Source organism: Streptomyces sp. NPDC001858 (assembly GCF_053594615.1).
Genome location: NZ_JBSFEV010000007.1, coordinates 212023 through 233257, shown reverse-complemented (window position 1 = coordinate 233257; position 21235 = coordinate 212023). Strand labels below are relative to the sequence as shown.

Annotated in this window: 21 protein-coding genes; 13 read left to right on the top strand and 8 right to left on the bottom strand. The window is 71.6% G+C overall.

From position 1 onward, the window contains the following. Nucleotides 1-117: 117 nt before the first annotated feature. Entirely contained in the window at nucleotides 118-1113 is a 996-nt protein-coding gene (locus ACWCPF_RS13045) for a terpene synthase family protein (protein ID WP_451045057.1), read from the top strand. A gap of 118 nt (nucleotides 1114-1231) precedes the next feature. On the opposite strand, the gene ACWCPF_RS13040 is transcribed toward ACWCPF_RS13045, so the two are convergent. Continuing rightward, nucleotides 1232-1648, bottom strand: coding sequence for a universal stress protein (locus ACWCPF_RS13040; protein WP_451045056.1), 417 nt, complete (start codon nucleotides 1646-1648; stop codon nucleotides 1232-1234). 1 nt (nucleotide 1649) lies between these two features. Next, nucleotides 1650-3143 carry an APC family permease gene (locus tag ACWCPF_RS13035; RefSeq protein WP_451045055.1) on the bottom strand — a complete coding sequence of 498 codons (1494 nt, stop codon included), beginning with the start codon at nucleotides 3141-3143 and terminating at the stop codon, nucleotides 1650-1652. A 332-nt stretch (nucleotides 3144-3475) separates the two neighbouring features. Between ACWCPF_RS13035 and ACWCPF_RS13030 the strand changes: the two genes are divergently transcribed. From ACWCPF_RS13030 to ACWCPF_RS13020, 3 genes are read left to right on the top strand one after another with little or no spacing between them, the layout of a single operon-like run. Continuing rightward, entirely contained in the window at nucleotides 3476-4543 is a 1068-nt protein-coding gene (locus tag ACWCPF_RS13030; protein ID WP_451045054.1) for an aromatic ring-hydroxylating dioxygenase subunit alpha, read from the top strand. Continuing rightward, entirely contained in the window at nucleotides 4540-4755 is a 216-nt protein-coding gene (locus tag ACWCPF_RS13025; protein WP_451045053.1) for a hypothetical protein, read from the top strand. The genes ACWCPF_RS13030 and ACWCPF_RS13025 overlap by 4 nt, the downstream gene beginning before the upstream one ends. Then, nucleotides 4752-5690, top strand: coding sequence for a PDR/VanB family oxidoreductase (locus ACWCPF_RS13020; RefSeq protein ID WP_451045052.1), 939 nt, complete (start codon nucleotides 4752-4754; stop codon nucleotides 5688-5690). The genes ACWCPF_RS13025 and ACWCPF_RS13020 overlap by 4 nt, the downstream gene beginning before the upstream one ends. On the opposite strand, the gene ACWCPF_RS13015 is transcribed toward ACWCPF_RS13020, so the two are convergent. Continuing rightward, the gene (locus ACWCPF_RS13015) at nucleotides 5605-6456 is read right to left on the bottom strand and encodes an IclR family transcriptional regulator domain-containing protein (protein WP_451045051.1); all 852 of its coding nucleotides are present in this window, start codon (nucleotides 6454-6456) and stop codon (nucleotides 5605-5607) included. The genes ACWCPF_RS13020 and ACWCPF_RS13015 overlap by 86 nt on opposite strands. Before the next feature lie 146 nt (nucleotides 6457-6602). Between ACWCPF_RS13015 and ACWCPF_RS13010 the strand changes: the two genes are divergently transcribed. The 4 genes from ACWCPF_RS13010 to ACWCPF_RS12995 are packed head-to-tail and all read left to right on the top strand — an operon-like array spanning nucleotide 6603 to nucleotide 9986. After that, complete coding sequence (locus ACWCPF_RS13010; protein ID WP_451045050.1) at nucleotides 6603-7574, top strand: ABC transporter substrate-binding protein; 972 nt, start codon at nucleotides 6603-6605, stop codon at nucleotides 7572-7574. Further along, on the top strand, nucleotides 7571-8344 hold the full coding sequence (locus ACWCPF_RS13005) for an ABC transporter permease (RefSeq protein ID WP_451045049.1): 774 nt from the start codon (nucleotides 7571-7573) through the stop codon (nucleotides 8342-8344). The genes ACWCPF_RS13010 and ACWCPF_RS13005 overlap by 4 nt, the downstream gene beginning before the upstream one ends. Before the next feature lie 20 nt (nucleotides 8345-8364). Next, nucleotides 8365-9144, top strand: a complete 780-nt coding sequence (locus ACWCPF_RS13000; protein ID WP_451045048.1) for an ABC transporter permease — start codon at nucleotides 8365-8367, stop codon at nucleotides 9142-9144. A gap of 29 nt (nucleotides 9145-9173) precedes the next feature. Beyond that, nucleotides 9174-9986 carry an ABC transporter ATP-binding protein gene (locus ACWCPF_RS12995; protein ID WP_451045167.1) on the top strand — a complete coding sequence of 271 codons (813 nt, stop codon included), beginning with the start codon at nucleotides 9174-9176 and terminating at the stop codon, nucleotides 9984-9986. 129 nt (nucleotides 9987-10115) lie between these two features. On the opposite strand, the gene ACWCPF_RS12990 is transcribed toward ACWCPF_RS12995, so the two are convergent. Beyond that, the gene (locus ACWCPF_RS12990) at nucleotides 10116-10784 is read right to left on the bottom strand and encodes an MmyB family transcriptional regulator (RefSeq protein WP_451045047.1); all 669 of its coding nucleotides are present in this window, start codon (nucleotides 10782-10784) and stop codon (nucleotides 10116-10118) included. 244 nt (nucleotides 10785-11028) lie between these two features. Between ACWCPF_RS12990 and ACWCPF_RS12985 the strand changes: the two genes are divergently transcribed. Then, nucleotides 11029-11682: a helix-turn-helix domain-containing protein gene (locus ACWCPF_RS12985; protein ID WP_451045046.1), complete on the top strand. Its 654-nt coding sequence runs from the start codon at nucleotides 11029-11031 to the stop codon at nucleotides 11680-11682. A 32-nt stretch (nucleotides 11683-11714) separates the two neighbouring features. After that, nucleotides 11715-12245, top strand: a complete 531-nt coding sequence (locus tag ACWCPF_RS12980; RefSeq protein ID WP_451045166.1) for a toxin-antitoxin system, toxin component — start codon at nucleotides 11715-11717, stop codon at nucleotides 12243-12245. 118 nt (nucleotides 12246-12363) lie between these two features. Here ACWCPF_RS12980 and ACWCPF_RS12975 read toward each other — a convergent pair whose 3' ends face one another. Then, a complete protein-coding gene (locus ACWCPF_RS12975; protein WP_451045045.1) occupies nucleotides 12364-13395 on the bottom strand; it encodes an alpha/beta fold hydrolase in 1032 nt (343 codons plus the stop codon). A 240-nt stretch (nucleotides 13396-13635) separates the two neighbouring features. On the opposite strand from ACWCPF_RS12975, the gene ACWCPF_RS12970 reads away from it, so the two are divergent. Continuing rightward, nucleotides 13636-13896, top strand: a complete 261-nt coding sequence (locus ACWCPF_RS12970) for a hypothetical protein (RefSeq protein WP_451045044.1) — start codon at nucleotides 13636-13638, stop codon at nucleotides 13894-13896. A 726-nt stretch (nucleotides 13897-14622) separates the two neighbouring features. Here the strand turns inward: ACWCPF_RS12970 and ACWCPF_RS12965 are convergent. Both ACWCPF_RS12965 and ACWCPF_RS12960 read right to left on the bottom strand, forming a co-directional pair. After that, a complete protein-coding gene (locus ACWCPF_RS12965) occupies nucleotides 14623-15321 on the bottom strand; it encodes a 4'-phosphopantetheinyl transferase family protein (protein WP_451045043.1) in 699 nt (232 codons plus the stop codon). After that, nucleotides 15318-16202, bottom strand: coding sequence for a metallophosphoesterase family protein (locus ACWCPF_RS12960; RefSeq protein WP_451045042.1), 885 nt, complete (start codon nucleotides 16200-16202; stop codon nucleotides 15318-15320). Before ACWCPF_RS12960 ends, ACWCPF_RS12965 begins: the two co-directional genes overlap by 4 nt. 352 nt (nucleotides 16203-16554) lie before the next feature. On the opposite strand from ACWCPF_RS12960, the gene ACWCPF_RS12955 reads away from it, so the two are divergent. Together ACWCPF_RS12955 and ACWCPF_RS12950 are read left to right on the top strand one after the other, a co-directional pair. Next, entirely contained in the window at nucleotides 16555-17694 is a 1140-nt protein-coding gene (locus tag ACWCPF_RS12955) for an ATP-grasp domain-containing protein (protein ID WP_451045041.1), read from the top strand. Nucleotides 17695-17888: 194 nt separating this feature from the next. Then, complete coding sequence (locus ACWCPF_RS12950) at nucleotides 17889-19577, top strand: fibronectin type III domain-containing protein (RefSeq protein ID WP_451045165.1); 1689 nt, start codon at nucleotides 17889-17891, stop codon at nucleotides 19575-19577. Nucleotides 19578-19909: 332 nt separating this feature from the next. Here ACWCPF_RS12950 and ACWCPF_RS12945 read toward each other — a convergent pair whose 3' ends face one another. Continuing rightward, nucleotides 19910-21160 carry an alpha-L-fucosidase gene (locus ACWCPF_RS12945; protein WP_451045040.1) on the bottom strand — a complete coding sequence of 417 codons (1251 nt, stop codon included), beginning with the start codon at nucleotides 21158-21160 and terminating at the stop codon, nucleotides 19910-19912. Nucleotides 21161-21235 lie beyond the last annotated feature (75 nt).

Below are 21235 nucleotides of genomic sequence, written 5' to 3'. Positions count from 1 at the left end.
GTTACGGACGTGGGTACGGGCACGGACGCAGGCACGGAAACGGCTACGGAAGCGGTTACGGACGCGGGCACGGTTACAGAAGCGGTTACCGAAACGGGGCTGCGGGACGCGTCGGAGGTGACCGCCTGGGCCCGCCGGCACCTGGCCGCCGCACACGCGCACCCGGCCCCCGGCCTGCCGCTGGAGCCCACCGCCTCGGGAGAGTGGGTGCTCGCTCCCGACCGGGCGACCGTGGACCGGGTCGAGGCCGAAGTGCGGGGCTGGGCCCTGGGGTCGGGCCTCTACGACCGCCGACGAGCGGCCGCGATGGCGCAGGGCCCCTGCACCCAGCTGGCCGCGACGGTGGCTCCGAACGCACCGGAGCCCCTGCTGCGCGCGCTGTCCATGTACTGGACGATGATCATCGCCTTCGACGACCAGGTCGTCGAGGCCGGCCGCCCGGCCGCCCCCTACCGGGCCGCCGTCGGCCCGATCCTGCTGGCGGGCAGGCTCCCGGAAGCGCCCGACCACTACCACCGGGCCTTCCTCGACGTCCGGGAGGCGGTGCTCGCGCTGCCCGGCGGCGCGGCGGCGCTGCCTGAGTTCACCTCGTACGTGCTGGACGCGCTGGACGGCTACGTCCACGAGTGGGAGTGGGCGCGCGCCGGACGCCTGCCGCGCTTCACCGAGTACCTCGCGGACGGGGTGGGCAGCTCCCACATCCTGCCGGGCATCGTCCTCCAGCGGCTGGAGCCGGGGCGCGGCCTGCTGCCGCCCGGCGAACCGCTGCCGCCCGCGCTCGCCGAACTGGCCCGGCTGGCCTGTCTGGTGCCGCGCCTGGAGAACGACCTGCTCTCCTTCGCCAAGGACGAGCGGGACGGCGCGCTGAACGCCTGCCGGGTGCTGGCGCAGGAGTACGGCGGCACCCCGCACGGGGCCGCGCCCGCGGTCCTGGCGACGCTCACCGCCCTGCGCGCCCGGCACGACGCCCTGCTGACCGCGCTCGACGACGACGGCCCGCACGGCGCCCAGGCGCGCGCGATCGGACAGTGGGCGGACGCCTGTTACGCCTGGTTCCTGAGCGTGGCCCGCTACGGGACGGAAGCCCGCAGAAAGCCGGAGAAACAGAAGTGACCCGAGTTACCGCGAGTGACCCGAGTTACCGCGCTGGTTACCGCGCTGGGCGCCCTGCTCGGCCGCCCCCTTCACTCGGCTCCTCGGGGGTGGCTGCCCCGGACCGGCCGTCACCGGCTCAGGTGTCCATCGGGACGCAGAGCACCGGGACGGGCGAGAGGTGGAGCAGTTTGTGGGGTGTCGCGCCCACCAGTGCACCCCGGGCGGGGCTGTCGCCCCAGCTGCCGACCACGATGAACCGCGCGTCATGGCGCGCCGCGGACTCCAGGAGGGCCTGCGCCGGCTTCTGGTCGATGATCTCGACCGTCGTCGCGACCCCGACGGCGTCGGCCGCCGCGACGGCGTGGCCGAGGGCCACGCGTCCGGCCTCGCGCACGGCCTCCTGGTGGGTCCGGTACTCGCCCCCCGGGCCTCCCGGCGCGGCGGCGCCGTAGACCAGGACGAGAGGTTCGGCCAGCGCCGCGGCCAGTTCCAGGGCCACGTGCAGGGCGCGGACCGCGCCGGGGGACTCGTCGTATCCGAGGATCACGGCCATGTCAGTGCCCCTTCCCGTGCACGAGGTCGGGATCGGCCACCTCGGGGCGCTCCGACCAGAAGGCCGGAGACATCAGCCGCCACACGACCATGAGGACCACGCCTGCGACGGCGATGCCGATCCCGATGACGAGCGGCGGTCCGAGACCGAACCATGAGACGCCGCTGTAGGAGTTCGCGGGGTCCGCCATGTCGCTGACGGACTCGACCAGCAGCCAGGCGAGCAGCCCCGCGCCGACGAGCGGGCCGAGCCCGATCAGGACGAAGTTGTGGAGACTCTCCGTCAGATGGCGGCGGTAGTACACGGCACAGGCGACCCCGGTGAGCGCGTAGTAGAAGGCGATCAGCAGCGACAGCGCGGTGAGGGAGTCGAACAGGGCGTTGGAGCTGATCTCGTTGACCAGGACGTACCAGGCGATGGCGATGCCGGCGACCCACCAGGTGCTGACGTCGGGCGTGCGGAAGCGTGGATGGATGTGGGCGAAGTGCCGGGGCAGCGCGTGCCGGCGTGCCATGGACAGGGCTGTGCGGGACGCAGGGATGATCGTCGTCTGCGTCGAGGCCAGCGCGGAGGTGGAGACGGCGAGCAGGACGACCCAGTCCCAGTCCCCCATCGCCTCGCCTGCCAGCAGCGCGAAGACGAACTCCTCTTCTCCCGCGTTCTCCGTCAGATAGGTCGTTCCGGCGTAGGCCACGACGGCGAAGGCGACGGAGACATAGGTCACCAGGAGCACGACGGTCGACCAGACGGCGGCCTTGCCGGGCGCGCTGGCGGGGTCCTCGGTCTCCTCGGTCAGATTGACCGCCGACTCCCAGCCCCAGTAGATGAACACGCCCAGCAGCAGAGCGGCCGTGAGCGAGGCGCCTCCGGCGCCGAAGGGGTTCAGCCACTTGATCGACGGGTCGACGGAATCGGACATCCCCTTGTCGGCGTAGACGCGGTAGAGCGCCACGACGGCGAAGGCGAGCAGACAGGCGACCTGGGCGAGGATGAGGACATTCTGCACCCGGGCGGAGATCTCGGTGCCCACGACGCACACGGCGGTCATCACGATGATGAGCAGCACCGCGAGCAGTCGGCGCACGAAGTCGTTGTCGGCCCAGCTGTCGAGGCCGACGGCGAGCAGGGCGAAGGTGACGGCGACGTCCGCCAGCGACCCGACGACCAGGACCCCGGTCATCGCGATGGCCCAGCCGCCGAGCCAGCCCGCCCACGGCCCCATGGCGCGCGTGACCCACGAGAAGGTCGTTCCGCAGTCCTGGTCGACCTTGTTGAGGTAGTAGAACGCCGACGCGATCAACAGCATCGGTACGAACGACGCCACCATCACGCCGGGGGCGTAGACGCCGACGAGGACCACGACCGGGCCGACGACCGCGGCCAGCGAGTATGCGGGCGAGGTGGAGTTGAGCCCGATGACGAGTGCGTCGACGAACCCGATCGCGTCGGCCTTCAGCCCCTCCGGTGGCCGTGCGTCCACACTGCTGTCCGCCATACGCCCTCACCTCGCTCGTGGGTACCTGCGGTCATCCAACAGGGACTCCGCGGGTTCCCCGTGGCACGAGCGCGGTGCGGGACCGCGTTTCACTCGGCTGCCCGGCCCGACGCCTTCAGCCGACGGCGGCGGCCGCGCCCCTGGGGCTCGGCGGCCGCTCCCGCGCCCCGGCTGCCCGACGTCGAGCCGCGCATCGAGCACGGAGGCGCCCCCAGACCAACGCTCTGAACAGCCCCCTTGCGTGGACCCTTCCGTGAGGCGGAAGAGGTATTGCGGTGCCGCGACGCCCTTCCCGACGATGTCGCCACCACCCAACGACGGGAGCCGCAGTCATGCCGCACACGACCGCCTTCGCCAGGAACCAGTGGTACGTCGCCGCCTACAGCCACGAGGTCGGGCGCGAGGGACTGCTCGGCCGGACGATCCTCGGTGAGCCGCTCGTCTTCTACCGGACCGAGGAGGACGGGACGCCCGTCGCGCTGCACGACCGGTGTGTGCACCGCCGGTTCCCGCTCTCCGAGAGCCGGCTCGACGGCGACCGCATCGTCTGCGGCTACCACGGCTTCACGTACGACACGACCGGCGCGTGCGTGTACGTGCCGGGGCAGAAACGCATCCCGCGCACCGCCCGGGTCGCCGCCTACCCGGTCGTCGAGCAGGACGCCCTGGTGTGGGTGTGGATAGGCGACCCGGCCCTGGCCGACCCGCAGACGATCCCGCGCGCCCGGCACCTGGACTCCCCCGGCTGGACGACCGTCCGCGGCATGGAGCCCATCGACGCCGACTACGGCCTGCTCGTCGACAACCTCCTCGACCTCTCCCACGAGACGTACCTGCACGGCGGCTACATCGGCACCCCGGAGGTCGCGGAGACGCCGATCACCACCGAGGTCGACGAGGGCGCCGGCATCGTACGGGTGAGCCGGCACATGGACGACGCCGAGTGCCCGCCCTTCTACGCGAGGTCCACCGGCATCGAGGGGCGGATCACCCGCTGGCAGGACATCGAGTACCACGCGCCGTGCCTCTACCTGCTGCACAGCCGCATCGCGCCGGTGGGCGTGCTGCCCGAGGCGGACGGCAGCGACCCGAACGGCTTCCACACCGAGATCACCTACGCCATCACACCGTCGGACGACGGCAAGGTGTACGACTTCTGGATGGTCTCGCGGGACTGGGCGACGGACGACGACGAGGTCACCGAGTTCCTGCGGGGCAACAACCACACGGTGGTCATGCAGGACGTCGACGCGCTCAACCTCCTTCAGCGCACGCTCGGTTCGGAGCGGTCCGGCTACCAGGAGCTGAGCATCAACATCGACACCGGGGGCCTCGCCGCCCGCCGTATCCTCGCCCGGCTGGTGGAGGAGGGCGACAAGCCGATGGAGAAGGTCGGATGAGCTCCCCGACGGGCGAGATCTACCGCGTCGACTGGCTGCCGGGCACCGATGTCCTGCACGGCACCTGTCACTGCGGCGCCGAGCACGCCTCGCAGGACCCGATCGAGATGTGGGAGTGGATGCTCGGCCACCCCGAAGGACACGAGCCCCAAGGGCACGAGTCGCAAGAACATGAGCCGCAAGGAACCGAACCGCGAGGAAGCACGCCATGAGTGACGTGTACGAAGCCGAACTCGTCGTTGAGTGGCGGGAGTTCGCGGCCGACGGCGTGCTCGCCCTCACCCTGCGCCATCCGCTGGGCGAGCCGCTCCCGGCCTGGGAGCCGGGCGCCCACATCGACGTGGTCCTCGGCCCGGGTCTGGAGCGGCAGTACTCGCTGTGCGGCGACCCGGCCGACCGTGCCGCCTGGCGGATCGCGGTGCTGCGCGAGCCGGCCGGGCGGGGCGGCTCCGCGCAGGTGCACGAGCAGGTGCGGCAGGGGGACAAGGTCCGGGTGCGCGGCCCGCGCAACCACTTCGCGCTGCGTCCGGCGCCCGGCTACCGCTTCGTCGCGGGCGGGATCGGGATCACCCCCGTGCTGCCGATGCTGGCGGCGGCCGAGGCGGCGGGCGCCGAGTGGAGCCTGCTCTACGGCGGTCGCAGCCGCGCCTCCATGGCGTTCACCGGGGAGTTGGCGGGCTACGGCGACCGGGTCACCGTAGCCCCGCAGGACGAGAGCGGCCTGCTCGACCTCGGTTCGGTGCTCGACACGCTACCGGAGGGGACCCTCGTCTACGCCTGCGGTCCCGGGCCGCTGCTGGACGCCGTCGAGGAGCGCTGCCCGGCCGGCGCGCTGCATGTGGAGCGGTTCCAGGCAAAGGAGCAACCAGCGGGCCAGGACGGCGAGTTCGAGGTCGAGCTCGCGCAGAGCGGCCACACGCTGACGGTCGCGCCGGGCGTCTCCGTGCTGGACACCGTGCGCGCGGCCGGTGTCGAGGTGCTCTACTCCTGCACGGAGGGCACCTGCGGCACCTGCGAGACCGACGTCCTGGAGGGCGAGCCGGAGCACCGGGACTCCGTCCTCAGCCCGGAGGAACGGGAGGCCGGGGAGACGATGATGATCTGTGTGTCCCGGTGTCGGGGGAAGCGGCTCGTGCTGGATCTGTGACCCGCAGATCGGCCTCGATCCGTGCCACGGCCGCCAGCAGCGGCGGGAGCAGCTCGCGGCGGGCCGAGGCCGCCGAGGTCCGGCCGGCGTGGACGGCTATGTTCACGCCGGCCACCACCGTGCCCTCCCGGCCGCGCACCGGGGCGCCGACCGACCGCAGCCCCTCCTCCAACTCCTGGTCGACGAGGGCGTATCCCTGCCGTCGCACCCGGACCAGTTCCGCCCGCAAAGCGTCCGGCGTGACGAGCGTCCGCGCGGTGAGCGGGCGCAACTGCGTGCGGGCGAGCCGGACTTCGAGCTCCGCCTCCGGCAGGGCGGCGAGCATGACCCGGCCCACCGAGGTGACGTGCGCGGGGAAACGGGTGCCGACGGTGATGACCGCGGACATGATGCGGGCGGTCGGCACCCTGGCCACGTAGACGATGTCGTCGCCGTCGAGGACGCACAGCGACGACGACTCCTTCACCTGTGCGACGAGTTGCTCCAGGTGCGGCTCTGCGACCTGAGGAAGCGTCAGGCCCGCCAGGTAGGCGTAGCCGAGTTCCAGCACGCGCGGGGTCAGCCGGAACAGCCTGCCGTCGCTGTGCACATAGCCCAGGTCGGCGAGGGTGAGCAGGAGGCGGCGGGCGGCCGCCCTGGTCAGGTCGCAGGCGCGGGCCACCTCGCTGAGCGTGCGCTCGGGATGCTCGGCGTCGAAGGATCGGATGACCGCGAGACCCCGCTCGAAGGACCTCACGAAGTGCGGTTCTCGGGCCGTTCCGGACATGCCGCCCCCCAACTGTCAACAATTTCGTCAGCCAAGCCCATTGACCCCGTCGGACGGCGGGCTCTACGTTCCCTGCACGCCAATTGAGCACTACTGTGCGGTGTGCGCACAGCCTGTCGGAACCCGTTGTCTGCACAGGAGGAGCCTTGCGTCGTCTGCTCGCCGGTCTCGCGACCGGCACCATCCTGCTCGCCACGGCGGCCTGTGGCTCGTCCGACGACTCCGGTACGTCCACCGGGAGTTCGTCGTCCGGAGGCGTCACGACCGTCAAACTCGGCCTCATCCCCATCGTCGACGTGGCGCCCGTCTATCTGGGCGTCAAACAGGGGTTCTACGAGAAGCACGGCCTGAAACTGTCGATCACCACCGCGCAGGGCGGCGCGGCCATCGTGCCCGGAGTCGTCAGCGGGCAGTTCCAGTTCGGGTTCAGCAACATGACCTCGCTCATGGTCGCCCAGTCCAACAGCGTTCCCGTGCAGGCCGTTTCGAACGGCATCGCGTCAACGGGCGTGCAGGGCAAGGACTTCGGGGCGATCACCGTGAAGAAGGACAGCCCGATCAAGTCCGCGAAGGACCTGGAGGGCAAGAAGGTCGCCATCAACACCCTGAAGAACATCAACGAGACCGCGGTGCGCGAGTCCGTGCGCAAGGCGGGCGGCGACCCGGACAAGGTGGACTTCGTCGAGCTGGCCTTCGACCAGATGGCCGCCGCCCTGGACGGCGGGCAGATCGACGCCGCGATGGTGGTGGAGCCGGCGCTCGCCACCGTCAAGAGCCAGGGCGGTGTGGAGATCGCCTCGCCGCTGGTGGACGTGGCCCCGAACCTCACCGTCGCCATGTACTTCACCTCCACCCAGTACGCGCAGCAGAACCCGGAGGTGGTGAAGAAGTTCCAGGAGGCCACCGCCGAGTCCCTCGCCTACGCCGACTCCCACCCCGACGAGGTCCGGCAGATCGTCACCACGTACACCAAGATCCCGGCGGCGGTCCTGGCCCAGGTGACGCTGCCCAAGTGGCCCGCCGAGGCGAACCGTTCGTCGATCGAGGCGCTGGAGAAGCTGGGCGAGCAGGACAAGCTCTTCAAGACGACCCCGGACCTGGACAAGCTGCTGCCGTGAAGGGAGCGAATCTCGCACTCGGTGCGACCGGGCTCGCGGCCTTCCTCGCCCTGGGCGAGGCGGTGCCGCGGCTCGGCCTGGTCAAAGAGGCCTACTTCCCGCCGACGAGCCGTATCGCCGGCGCCCTCGCCGACGAACTCGCCGAACCCGCGTTCTGGACCGCGCTCGGCGACACCCTCACCGGCTGGGCGCTGGGCCTGACGATCGCGGTGTGCGCCGGGATCCTGACCGGCGTGACCGTCTCGGTCGTCCCGCATCTGCGCGCGGCGACGGCCTCGACGATCGAGTTCCTGCGCCCGATCCCGTCGGTCGCCCTGATCCCCCTCGCTGTGCTGCTGTACGGCACCGAACTGCGCTCGGTCCTCCTGCTGGTCGTCTACGCCTCCTTCTGGCAGATACTGATCCAGGTCCTGTACGGCGTCCAGGACGTCGACCCGGTCGCCGAGGAAACCGCCCGCTCCTACGGGCTCGGCCCGTGGGCGCGCGTGAGGTACGTGCTGTGGCCGACCGCGCTGCCGTACGTCATGACCGGCGTGCGGCTCGCGGCGGCCGTCGCGCTGATCCTGACCATCACCACCGAACTCGTCATCGGCGCCCCGGGGTTGGGGGCGCGCATCGCCGTCGCACAGACCTCGCAGGCGGTGCCCGAGATGTACGCGCTGGTCGTCGTCACCGGAGTGCTCGGGCTGCTGATCAACGTGGGCGCCCGGACGGTGGAGCGGCAGGCGCTGGCCTGGCATCAGTCGGTGCGCGGGGAGGTGGCGGTGTGAGGTCGCGGGGAGGTGTCGGTGTGCGGCGGTTCCTGCTGCGGCTGCTGCTCACGCTCGGTCTGCCGGCCGTCCTGGTCACGGCGTGGTGGCTGGCGTCCGACGGCAGCACGAACGTGTACTGGCCGCCGCTGCGCACGATCCTGGAGGCGTTCCCCGACGTGTGGACGCGCGAGCGGCTGCGCACGGACGTCCGGCCCAGCGTGCTGCGGCTGGCGGGCGGTTACGCGACGGCGGCCGTCGTCGGGATCGGGCTGGGCACGGTCATCGGCTCCTACCGGCGGGTGCGGGCGGTGTGCGAGCCGGTCCTGGAGTTCCTGCGGGCCGTGCCGCCGCCGGTCCTGGTGCCGATCATCATGCTGTTCGCGGGCATCGGCGACACCATGAAGGTCGTCGTGATCGCGAGCGGCTGTGTGTGGCCGGTGCTGCTCAACACGGTCGAGGGCGTGCGGGCGGTGGACCCGGTGATGGCGGAGACGGCCCGCAGCTACGGCATCACGGGCGTCGCCCGGCTGCGCCACGTGATCCTGCCGTCGGCGAGTCCGCAGATCTTCGCGGGGCTGCGCCAGGCGCTGTCGATCGGGATCATCCTGATGGTCATCAGCGAGATGTTCGCCGCCAGCAACGGGCTCGGCTTCACCATCGTGCAGTTCCAACGGGGGTTCGCCATCCCCGACATGTGGACCGGGATCCTGGTGCTCGGTCTGCTGGGCTTCGTGCTGTCGGTGCTGTTCCAGGTCGTCGAGCGTCGGGTGCTCGGCTGGTACCACGGTCTGCGCGCCTCCACCCGGCGGTCCCCGTGACCGACGTGAACCTCGCGAAAGGGCGGTCCATGCTCGACGTACGCGGCTTGCGGAAGGTCTACGAGGGGTCCGGGCGCCGGGTCGAGGCGGTGCGCGACCTGACCTTCACGGTCGAAGCGGGCGAACTCGTGTGCCTGGTGGGCCCGTCGGGCTGCGGCAAGACGACCCTGCTGAAATGCATGAGCGGACTGCTCGCGCCGTCCGGCGGCGAAGTGCTCCTGGCGGGACGGCCGGTGACCGGACCGCCGCCCGGCATGGCGTTCGTCTTCCAGGAGTACGGGCGGAGCCTCTTCCCCTGGATGCGGGTCGGCGAGAACATCGAACTCCCCTTGAAACAGAAGAAGTTGGCGATGTCACGGCGGCGGGAGCTGGTCGCCGACGCCCTGGAGTCGGTGGGGCTGGCGGACGCGGCCCACGCCTATCCGTGGCAGTTGTCCGGCGGCATGCAGCAACGGGTGGCGATCGCCCGGGCGCTCGCGTACGAGCCCCAAGTCCTGCTGATGGACGAGCCGTTCGCGGCGGTCGACGCGCAGACCCGGGCCGACCTGGAGGACCTCGTACGGGGCCTGTGGCGCGAGCGCGGGATCACCATCCTGTTCGTCACGCACGACATCGACGAGGCCGTCTACCTCGGCGAGCGGGTCGTCGTCCTGTCCGCCTCCCCGACGGTCGTCCAGGAGCAGCTGAAGGTCGATCTCCCGCCGGAGCGCGACCAGTTGCACACCCGGGTGGCCCCGCGCTTCGCCGAACTGCGCACCCATGTGTACGAGCAGATCCAGGCGGCGAAGCGAGGGACTCCCGTGGACCGCGTCACGAAGACGGACGCGCCCCCGCCGCACTGAACCCGCGCGCGCTGAGCTTGGGCGCGCCGGGCGGGGGTCGCCGAGCGTGAGCCCGCCGGGCGGGGGTCGCCGACCAGGCGCCGTCGGCGACCTGAACGCCGACGGTGCCCGGTCGGGCCTCGGGGGACGTCAGGCCTCGGGAGCCGGCACCACGCTGAGGTGGGTCGCGATGCGCCGCGCGGAGCGCGTTCTGCGCGGCGCGAGCGCCGGCCGGTTGTCGCGCAGGACCATGGTCAGCCGGGTGTACCCCATGTCCTGAAGGGTCCGCGGCGTGTCGCCCACGATGCGGCACTCGGTGGCGCCCCAGCGCGGGTCCGGGTGCTGCACCAGGCGCACCGCCCCGTCGTGCTCGACGGCCGTCTCGCCGACCGCGCGGATCCAGTGCGGAAGCCCGTGCCGGTAGGCGGCCTCCATGATCGGGTCCTGTGCGATGTCGCGGCGGATCGCCTGGAGCCCGTGGTCGTGGCCGTTGCGCTCCACCGCCGCCGCGAAACCGGCGAGCATCGGCAGGCACCAGCCGGCCTCGTGGTCGCCGAGGACCGAGGACGCGTCGGGATGGAAGAGGACGAACCGCAGGAAGTTCTCGCCCGGCAGAGCCGTCGGATGCGGGCTGACGTCGCGGAAAAGTGACGCGAAAGCGGTGTTGGAGAGCACGACGTCCCAGCGGTGGTCGAGGACCACGGACGGGAAGGGGACGGCTTCCAGATATGTGGCGTAGTCCTGCAGATACGCCTGAGCCTCGAGACTCTCGGGGACGGGCCGCGGTACGGACCGCTGCCTTCCTGCCTGATATGCCATCGGGAGGTCACCCCTCTTGCCTATGCGGCCTTCACGCGGCGCCCCGATCCTGCTGCCCGGACGCTCGGCGTGTCAACTATCGTGGCATTCCGTGCTCGTTGACGGCTGAAATTGGCCACAGTTGTGGCGAGACCTGGATGTGAGTTCGAAATAACCGTTACTCTCCACGCAGTTCACCGCGACCGTCTGTACGGTGAGCGAGTGCCTGTGTGAGAGGGACGTGAGAGACCTAGGAGACCTGACGGTGTCGGAGGATGGCTTCGAGGTTCCGGGCGCCACGGCGACGGTGCTGCTGTCGGCCGTCGTCGCCCGTGTCGCCGCGCTCGCCGACCGGCTCGGCGTACCGCACGCGGAGGTCTTCGGCACCGGGCGGCTGTCCGTCGCCTCCGGCGTCCCGGAGTCCGTGGTCAAGGCCCTGCTGAGCGGCCGCGCCGCCGGCGAGCCCGATGTACAGGCCCGCTTCCTGCAGCGCCTCGACCTGCTGCGCCGCACCCGGCTCAAGCCGAACGGCCGCAAGTACACCCAGCAGGAGATCGCCGACGGCGCCGGCATGTCGCGTCAGCAGGCGGGCGCCCTCATCAACGGCGACCGGCGTCCCACGATGGAGCACTGCGACGCCCTGCAGCGGTTCTTCCGCGTCCACGCGGGGTTTCTGACGGCCGAGGACCCGGAGGCGCTCGCGGGGGCCCTGCAGCACACCGAGCAGGAGCTGCTGCAGAAGCTCGCCGCACGCGAGGCGGCCGCGGCGGCCGAGGACCCGCTGGAGCGGCTGCTCCAGGACCACGGCGTCCGCGGCATCGCGTGGCGGGCCGCTCAGCTGCCCACCGACCAGCACCGCGACAAGGTCGCCGAGTGGCTGGACATGCTCCTGGAGAGCGTGAAGCGGCCCGAGTCGTGATCGGGGGGAGAAGGGTGAACATCGCCAAGGAAATGCGCCGTCTCAGCGGCGAACTGGTTGCGGAACTGGCCCTCGCGGCCCCGGCCGCGCCCGCCGAGCTGTACACCGCCCTGTGCGACGGGATGAGCAGACGGCGCGGTCGCCCCGTCCACTTCCGGATGGCCCCCTTCCCCGCCGACACGGCCAGCGGGCTGTGGCTGGACATGGCCGACCAGGACCTGGTCGTCATCGAGGAACGCACCGCACCCGACCACCAGTTGGTCATCCTGGGCCACGAACTGTGGCACATGAAGGCGGGGCACTGCGGTCATCACGTCAAGGGCGCCGCGGTCGCGGCCCGGTTGCTCACCGACGGCGCGGACCTCCAGGCGACGGTGCGCAGCGTCGCCGCGCGCACCCGGTTCGACCTGGCCGACGAGAGGGAGGCCGAGAGCTTCGGCCTGCTGCTGGCCAGCAAGTGCCGTACCTGGCTGCCGGGTTCGTCTCCGCGGGGGCGCGGGCAGCGCGATCACCTGGCGGGCCGGATCGGGACGTCGCTGGGCTACCTGGGGCCGCAGAACTGACCTCCCGGCGGGTCGGATCCCCGACGCGGTGTCCCCGACGCGGATCGTCGAAGCGGGTCGCCGAAGGGGATCGCCGAAGGGGATCGCCGAAGGGGATCGCCGACGCAGGTTCGCCCGGTCAGGTCGCGCTGCGCTCGCTCGCCTCGCGCAGGTCCTGTCCCGCGCCGTCCGGCAGGCCCGTCGGCCCCGTCCCCGGACGGCCCTCGCGCAGAAGTTCGCGCCAGCGGTCGCGGCTCCAGTCGGCCGGGGCCGTCGTACGGGTGAACTCCTCGACGAGGGCGCGGAATCGGGCCGGGTCGCTGTGGAACGGGAAGTGGCCGGCGCCCTCGAAGATCTCCAGTCGGCTGCCCGGCATCGCCTCGTGGGCGCGGTACGCGTGCCGCACGGGCACCACGCTGTCCCGGTCCCCCCACAGCAGCATCGTCGGCATGCCGGCCGTCAGATAGCAGCGGTCGAGCATGGTCACGACCTGGCCGCGCCAGTCGACGACCGCGCGCAGAGTGCGGATGAAGGCGCTGCGGGAGGTTTCGTCCGGCAAGGCATCTACCAGGTGGAGCAAGTCGGGGGCGTCCTGGCCGAGATCGGTGTCCAACAACTCCATCAGCTTGACGACGAGACCGACTTGGAGTCGGGCACCGGGCAATCGCAGGGCGGACAGCGCCAGTTGCGCGCCCGGCAGTGAGACCAGCCGTAGCGCGGGGTTGACCTCGCGACCGACTCCGCCCGCGCTGACGAGGATCAGCCGCTCGGTGCGCTCGGGGAACTGGTAGGCGAACTGCATCGCCACTCCCCCGCCCAGCGAGTGCCCGACCAGGGTCGCCGACTCCACGCCGAGCGCGGACAGCAGATCGCGCAGGCCGTTGGCGTACGCGGCCACCGAGTAGTCGGCACGCGGCTTGTCGGACGCACCGTGGCCGAGGAGGTCGGGGGCGATGACGGTGTGCGTTCGCGCCAGATCGGGAATCAGCTCGGCCCAGGTCGCCGAGGAGTCGCCGATGCCGTGGATGAGGACCAGCGCCGGTCCCTGGCCGGCCATCCGGAAGGCACGTCGGTAGCCGTGCACCACCCGGTGGCGCAGCTCCAGTTCTCCGTCGCCCACCGGGCGCAGCCGTGCGGCGCGCGCCGGGCGCCACTGCGGGACGTCGACCACCCGCTCGCCTCCTGTTCCACCGGCCTGCGGCGGTCCGCCGAAGGCCCTTCCGATCAGCGTAGGACGCCTTTCCCCCAGGGGATTTCGGACAGGTTTCGCCTCCGCTAAGCGGGCGAACCGACGTGGAGGACGGCCGGATTGTCAGTGGTGCCCGGCAAGCTGGGGAGTGCGCCGCCGCACGGGGGCGTACGCGCCGTCGGGGCGCGTGGGAGACGACGCCGACGCGGGGAGAGCCGACCGATGCCCACTGCCGTACTGACCGACCGCGAGCGCACCGCCGTACAGGCCTACCTGCGGCTGCTGCACACCGTACGGGCCGCCTTCGGGGACGAGGGAGCCGACCAGGGCGTCGGCGCCGCCGGGCCCCCGCACGACCGGCTGCCGCCCGTGGTCCCGCCCGCCGTCCTGGCCGAGGCGGAACAGGCCCTGGCGGAGGCGGGCCTGGCCGGAAACGAGCAGGAGTTCTTCCACCTGCTGCACCACTGGTGCCCCGGCCCATGACGCCTCGGCCCATGACACCCCGGGCCGTCGCCGCGGGCCTGACAGATCGTGCCTGCCCCGGCCCGTGACGCCGTCGTGCACCCGCCCTCGTGCGTGGTGGACCGTACCGCCCTGGCTCGGTCCACCACCCGCGCAGCCCCGGCCGAGGCATCGCCACGGCCGACGACGACCGGCGGTCTTTCCCGCTGCCGCGCCGTGACACCGCCGGGCGCGCCTCCGGCGTGAGGGACCGTCGCCGACGAGCCTGGGCCCGCCGCGGCGTCCGGCCGGTCGCCTCCCGGCCCGGGCAGGCCAGCAGGTGGTCGCCGCAGGTGTGTGTGGACGACGGCCGCGCCCAGATCCGTCGGGGCTGGGCCGAACGCCGAACGCCGCCCCAACCCGACCCGGGCCGCTACGGCGGCCGACCGGCGGTCGCCCCCCGGCCGAGGCCCGGCAGCCTGCGGGAGGTCGCCGCAGGCATGGGGCTGCGACGGGCCGCGCCCAGATCCGTCGGGGTGCGGCCGGACGCCGCTCACCGCCCCGCCCCGACCCGGGCCGCTGCGGCGGCCGACCGGCGGTCGCCCTCCCGGCCGAGGCCCGGCAGCCTGCGGGTGGTCGCCGCAGGCGTGGGGCTGCGACGGCCGCGCCCAGGTACGTCGGGGCTCGGCCGAACGCCGCCCCGCCCCGCCCCGCCCCGGGCCGCCCCGGCCGGGGGCCGGGCGGGCTGACAGGCGGTGGTCGGGCTCCTCAGGCGTGGTGGATGGTGACCGCCGTGGCCACCAGGCCGTGGCGGACGGTCCAGCGGCCGTCGAAGTGGCCGAGCCGGCGGTCGCCGACCACGGGTCCGGGCACGAGGAGCCGGGCCCGGAAGGCACCCTGCGAGAGGCCGGCGGGGCCGGCGGCCTCGGCGGTGATGTCGATGTCGGCCTCGCTGAAGTCCAGCCACTTGCGGGTGAGGGGGAACCACGCCTTGTAGACGGACTCCTTGGCGCTGAACAGCAGCCGGTCCCAGTGCACCGCGGGACGCTCCGCGGCCAGCCGGCCGAGCCGCTCCGCCTCCGCGGGCAGGGCGACGGCGGACAGCACGCCCTCCGGCAGCGGTGCGTGGGGCTCGGCGTCGATGCCGAGGGAGGCCAGATCGTCGGCCCGGACGAGCGCCGCGCCGCAGTAGCCCTCGCAGTGGGTCATGCTGCCGGTCAGGCCGTCCGGCCACTGCGGGGCGCCGCGCTCGCCGGGCAGCACGGGCTGCGGTGGCACGCCGAGCTTCTCCATGGCGCGCCGGGCGCAGGCGCGCACGACGGTGAACTCGCGCCGCCGCTTGTCGACCGCCCGCGCCACCAGCGCCTCCTCCTGCGGGTACAGCGGGCTGTCCCCGAACTCCCGGACGCCCTCCTCGCCGAAGGCCTCCACCGCCACCGCCGACGCCGGCAACAGTTCCTCGATCACTTCGCCTCGGCCTCCCTGGGCAGGATGCGCCGCAGCCGGCCCGGAGGCCGCGACCGCTTGCGCCATTCGCGGGGGTAGCCCACCGACACCTCCTCGAAGCGGACGCCCTCGTGCCAGGTGGTCCGCGGAATGTGGAGGTGGCCGTAGACCATGGTCTCGATGCGGAACCGGCGGTGCCAGTCCGCGGTCAGTTCGGTGCCGCACCACATGGCGAACTCGGGGTGCCACAGCACGTCCATCGGATGCCGGTGCAGCGGGTAGTGGTTGACCGGGACGACGGGCAGGTCGTCCGGGAGTTCGGCGAGCCGGCGTTCGGTCTCGGCGACCCGCGCCCGGCACCACGCCTCGCGGGTGGGATACGGGTCGGGGTGCAGCAGATACTCGTCGTTGCAGACGATCCCGGTGCCCTCCGCGTACGCGAGCCCCTCCGCCTTGGTCGTGCAGCCGGCCGGCAGGAACGAGTAGTCGTAGAGCAGGAACAGCGGTGCGACGACCACCGGGCCGCCGGGCCCCTCCCACACCGGGTAGGGGTCCTCGGGCGTCGTCACGCCCAGGTCGCGGCAGACCTCGACGAGGTGCTCGTAGCGGGCGACCCCGCGCAGGGCGACCGGATCCTTCGGATGGGTCCACAGCTCGTGGTTGCCGGGCGCCCAGACGACCTTGCGGAACCGGCTCGCGAGCGTCTTCAGCGCCCAGCGGATGTCGGCCACGTTCTCCGAGACGTCGCCGGCGACGAGCAGCCAGTCCTCGTCCGACTCCGGGGCCATCGCCTCGACCAGAGCGCGGTTCTCGGGATATCCGATGTGCAGATCGCTGATGGCCAACAGTTGTCCGCCGGATGGTCCGGCTCGTCGCTCTGCGTCACCGGCCGTCGTCTTCACCCTGCGCCCCCGCTCACGTCGCCCACGCTCCGCATCCTCACGAACACACCAGTGTCACCACGAGAACACATTCACGCCTGCGGTTCAAGGTCGGATCGGACCGCCCGCCCGGCCCGCACCGGCCGCCACCTGCGCCGGAGCACGTCACTACCCGACGGGACGCCCCACGTGAACAAGATCGGAAAATCCGTAACACGCGCGTTGCACGCCGCACCCCCGAGACACCGTATGATCGCCCCAACACCACCGCCATGGACGTCCCTTCCGCAGGGCGGTTTTGGTGACCCACCATTCCCCCTGCCCGGGCCGGGCCTGCTTCGCCCTGCCCGCGAACCGTGAAAGGCGGCCTCGCATGGTCTCTCGCGTACGCGTCTGGCTCAACCGCACGTACGCGGAGAACGTGTTCTTCACGGATCAGCTGCGACGAAATCCCAGCGATCGAGCCGTCGAGATCCATGCCACGCACGGTGACGCCGACTCTCCCGTGCTGGCCGCCGCCGACACCGCCGAGCTGGAGCCGGAGGGCCTCTCCCCGGCCGCGTACGTCGAGTACGCGCTCGCCCAGTGCAAGCGCCGCCGCATCGACGTGTTCGTGCCCCGGCTGAACCAGTCGGCCGTCGTGGCGCACCGCGCCGACTTCGAGGCGATCGGCACCGCGCTGCTGGCCCCGCCGCCGGAGGCCGTCGCCGTCTTCCACGACAAGGTGATCGCGTACGAGGCCGTGCAGGCGATCGGCGTGCCCGTGCCGCCGTGGTACCGGGCCCGCTCGGCGGACGAACTCGTCGCCGCCGTCGAGGAGTTGGAGGGGGCCGGACACAAGCCCTGCTTCAAGCCGGCGTCCGGCGCGGGCGGCGTGGGCTTCCGCATGATCACCCGGGCCCCGTTCTCGCTCATGCACCTCAACGGGTTCCCGAGCGCGTACGTCCAACTGGACATGGTGGTCGAGGCGTTGAAGCAGTCCGACGAGCCGGTCGACCTGCTGGTCATGCCCCGTCTGGAGCAGCCGGAGGTGTCCGTGGACTGCCTCACCGGCCCCGACAACGTCCTGCGGATGGCCATCGGCCGGACGAAGAACGGCCGTCGCCGCGGCTTCACGCTGCACGAGCAGTGGCTGGAGCCCGCGCGTCTGATCGCCGAGGGCTTCGGGCTGCACTACCTGTCCAACATCCAGTTCCGGATGTTCGGCGACCGGCCGGTGCTGATGGACGTCAACACCCGTCCGGCCGGCGGGCTCCACCAGCTGTCGCTGTGCGGCGTCAACGCGCCCTGGGCGGCCGTGCAGTTGGCGCTCGGCGAGGACCCGGGCGAGATCGTGCCGCCGTTCCTGGGGCAGGACTACACGGTGGTGTCGGGCCCGCGGCCGCTGCGCGCGGTCTCGCTTCCGCACCAGCGGATGGACGAGACCCCCGAGCCGCGGCTGCCCGCCATGCCCGCGCCTGCCGACTCCGTCGAGGTGACGACCGCGGGCGCGGCGGAGGCCCTGCAGCACTAGGCAACACGCCTCAGCACTAGGCAAACGCCTCAGTACCAGGCAGCACGCCTCAGAGAACTGAATCTCCTCTCACCGGTATGGACCAATTCCGTCTGTCGTCTTGACAGGCGGATTGGTCCATACCAACTTTGTTGCGCACCCTCCTGCACACTCCCCTGCACTCCCGAACACCCCCATACCTTCAGGGAGATCGCCTGCGCACCACATCTCTCGGACGCCCCTGGCGTCGATTCCTCGCCCTGCTCGGCACCGCCGGACTCGCCCTCGCCGGGGCCGTCGCCCTGCCGGGCACCGCTCAGGCCGCGAACGTGCTCACCAACCCCGGCTTCGAGTCGGGCGCCGTCTCGCCCTGGTCCTGTACCGGCAACCTGGGTTCGATCGTCTCCACGCCCGTGCACGGCGGCTCCAAGGCCCTCGCGGGCGCGGTGAGTTCGAGCGACCTCGCCAAGTGCAGCCAGACCGTCGCCGTCCGGCCGAACACCGCCTACGCGCTGACCGGCTGGGTGCGCGGCTCCTACGTCTACCTCGGCGTCGACGGCGGCGCCTCGACCTGGACGTCGTCGCCGTCGGCGTACAGCCCGCTGTCGGTGTCCTTCACCACCGGGGCCGCGCAGACCAGCGCCACGATCTATGTGCACGGCTGGTACGCCCAGGGCACGTACCAGGCCGACGACATCAGCCTCGACGGGCCCGGCGGGGGCGGCGGTTCGGACACCCAGGCGCCGACCGCGCCCGGCGCGCTGACCTCGACCGGCAAGACGTCGTCCAGCGTGTCGCTGTCCTGGAGAGCCTCGACCGACAACGTCGGCGTCACGGCCTACGACGTCTACCGCGGGTCCGCGAACGTCCTCACCGTGTCCGGTACGTCCGCCACGGTCAGCGGGCTGTCCGCGAGCACCGGCTACACCTTCACGGTGAAGGCGCGCGACGCCGCCGGGAACACCTCCGCGGCCTCCAACTCCGTGTCCGTCACCACGAACGCGGGCGGCGGGGGCGGCACCGGGTTCAAGCAGGCGGCGCCCTATCTGTTCGAGGGCTGGGGCGATCCGCCGAGCGCGACCACGGTCATGAACGCGACCGGCGTCAAGTGGTTCACCATGGCGTTCATGCTGGACGGCGGCGGCTGCAACCCGATGTGGGACAGCACCCGTCCGCTGACCGGCGGGGTCGACCAGAGCGTCATCAACCAGATCCGCTCGGCGGGCGGTGACATCGTGCCGTCGTTCGGCGGCTGGCAGGGCAGCAAGCTCGGCGCCAACTGCTCCTCGGCGAGCGCGCTCGCGGCCGCGCTGCAGAAGGTGATCAACGCCTACTCCCTCAAGGCGATCGACATGGACATCGAGAACACCGACGAGTTCGAGAACGAGGCCGTGCAGGCGCGGATCCTCACCGCGCTGAAGACCGTCAAGGCGAACAACCCCGGTCTGAAGACCATCGTCACCTTCGGGACGACCACGACCGGGCCGACCTACTACGGCAACCGGCTCATCGAGCAGGCCAAGTCCATCGGCGCCGACATCGACGTCTTCACCATCATGCCGTTCGACTTCGGCGGCGGCGCCGACATGTACGGCAACACCGTGAACGCCACCGAGGGACTGAAGAACAAGCTGAAGTCCACCTTCGGGTGGGACGACGCGACCGCCTACGCGCACATCGGCATCTCGGGCATGAACGGACTGTCCGACCAGCAGGAAACGACGTCCCCGGCCACCTGGACCCAGATCCGTGACTGGGCCAACGGCCGCCACATCGCCCGGCTCGCCTTCTGGGCCGTCAACCGTGACCGGCCCTGCCCGGGCGGGGGCGTGGTGAGCAACTGCTCCGGCATCAGCCAGAGCACCTGGCAGTTCACCTCGATCACGGCGGGCTTCACCGGCTGACCGACCCGCCGTCCGAGCGACCCGCCGGCTGAGCAACTCGTGTGCTGAGCAACTCGTCTGCTGAGCGACTCGCGTGAGCGAAAAGTCCCCCGGGCTGCGGCCCGGGGGACTTTTCTTCGGTGGGGGTGTATCAGCGCCGGGGGTGGCTGCTCATAAGTGTGTAGGGCCCACCGGGGAACGGCTGGGGGAGCGCGAGGCCCCGGGGGAAGCACAGAGATCAACGGGGGAAGAACGGGAATCGACGGGGGATTCCCGGGGGAACGGGGGATCGGGTCGGTCGGCCGCTGTCACGGGGAGCGGCCGACCGACCCGACCGGGAGACCAGGTGGCCGTCAGAAGCGTCCCGAACCCCGGTACAGCTCCAGTTCGCCGTCCAGTTCGACCGCGAGGACCGTGGCGTGCGGGTCGAGGTCGGAGCCGGCCGGCGGGTCGATCCACAGCACGCCGACCGCCTCGTGCAGACCGCCGACGACCCGATGGGCGAGCTCCGTGCCGGTGCCGAGCACCGTGACCCGGCGGACCGGCGTGACCAGACCGCGGACGCCGATCTCGGCACGCGGGATGTCGAACAGGGTGAGGTAGAGGGTGCGGCCGTCGGCGGAGAGGGTGCTGGGCCCGTAGTGGTGCCCGGCGGGCAGTCCCCGCACCGTCCCGTACACGGCCTCGGAGTGCTTGCGGATCCACTCCCCCAGACCTTCGAGGCGCTCGACCTGCGGCTGCGGGATGGTGCCGTCCTCCATCGGGCCGACGTCGAGCAGCAGGTTCCCGCCGCCGCCGATGGTCTCCGCGAAGTAACGGACCAGCTGGCTCAGCGACTTGTGGTTGTCGTCGTGGTGCTGGTAGCCCCACGAGTCGTTGATGGTGAGGCACAACTCCCAGGGCCCGGCGGGCGGTTCGATGGGCGCGCCCTGTTCGGGAGTGGCGTAGTCGCCCTCGCTGAGCATGCGGGCGTTGAAGACGACGTGCGGCGAGTACGAGCGGATCAGCGCGGCGAGTTCCGGGATGCGCCACTGCTCCTCGCTGCGGTCCCACTCGCCGTCGAACCACATCAGGTCGGGCCGGTAGCGGGAGGCCAACTCCTGGATCTGGCCGTCCCGGTAGACGATGAACCGCTCCCAGGCGTCCAGGTCCTCGTCCTCGGCGGAGCACTCGGAGTAGCGGTTGTCCTCCTGCTCCGGCGGGCGGCCCGGCTTGCGCGTGGAGGCGTAGTCGGGGTGGTTCCAGTCGGAGTGCGAGTAGTACAGGCCGACCTTGAGGCCCTTCTCGCGCAGGGCGTCCGCGTAGCCGGAGAGGTAGTCGCGGCCCAGGTTGAGGTCGCCGTACGCCGTGTCCCACAGGGCGACGCCGTCGTGGTGGCGGCTGGTGAGGACGGCGTACTTGGCGCCGGCGCGCTCGAACAGGTCGGCCCAGGCCTTCGGGTCGTACTTGGCGCCGGTGAAGCGGTCGAGCTGGGACATGTACCGGTCGTGCGGGACGATGTCGTCGTAGAACGACCAGGACTCCTGGACGCCGTCGACGGCGTAGATGCCCCAGTGGACGAAGATCCCCAACTTGGCGTCGGTGAACCAGGGTTGCATGGACACTGCTGAACTCCTCCGCAGGGCAGGGCACTTCATGGCGGGGACAGGGGCCGGGGGCGGGCGCACGGAGTGCGCGCC

Bases quoted from the DNA above. Each gene is read 5' to 3' on its own strand.
- ACWCPF_RS13040 (WP_451045056.1), bottom strand. From the start codon at position 1,648: ATGGCCGTGATCCTCGGATACGACGAGTCCCCCGGCGCGGTCCGCGCC.
- ACWCPF_RS13035 (WP_451045055.1), bottom strand. From the start codon at position 3,143: ATGGCGGACAGCAGTGTGGACGCACGGCCACCGGAGGGGCTGAAGGCC.
- ACWCPF_RS13030 (WP_451045054.1), top strand. From the start codon at position 3,476: ATGCCGCACACGACCGCCTTCGCCAGGAACCAGTGGTACGTCGCCGCC.
- ACWCPF_RS13025 (WP_451045053.1), top strand. From the start codon at position 4,540: ATGAGCTCCCCGACGGGCGAGATCTACCGCGTCGACTGGCTGCCGGGC.
- ACWCPF_RS13020 (WP_451045052.1), top strand. From the start codon at position 4,752: ATGAGTGACGTGTACGAAGCCGAACTCGTCGTTGAGTGGCGGGAGTTC.
- ACWCPF_RS13015 (WP_451045051.1), bottom strand. From the start codon at position 6,456: ATGTCCGGAACGGCCCGAGAACCGCACTTCGTGAGGTCCTTCGAGCGG.
- ACWCPF_RS12995 (WP_451045167.1), top strand. From the start codon at position 9,174: ATGCTCGACGTACGCGGCTTGCGGAAGGTCTACGAGGGGTCCGGGCGC.
- ACWCPF_RS12990 (WP_451045047.1), bottom strand. From the start codon at position 10,784: ATGGCATATCAGGCAGGAAGGCAGCGGTCCGTACCGCGGCCCGTCCCC.
- ACWCPF_RS12980 (WP_451045166.1), top strand. From the start codon at position 11,715: ATGCGCCGTCTCAGCGGCGAACTGGTTGCGGAACTGGCCCTCGCGGCC.
- ACWCPF_RS12970 (WP_451045044.1), top strand. From the start codon at position 13,636: ATGCCCACTGCCGTACTGACCGACCGCGAGCGCACCGCCGTACAGGCC.
- ACWCPF_RS12955 (WP_451045041.1), top strand. From the start codon at position 16,555: ATGGTCTCTCGCGTACGCGTCTGGCTCAACCGCACGTACGCGGAGAAC.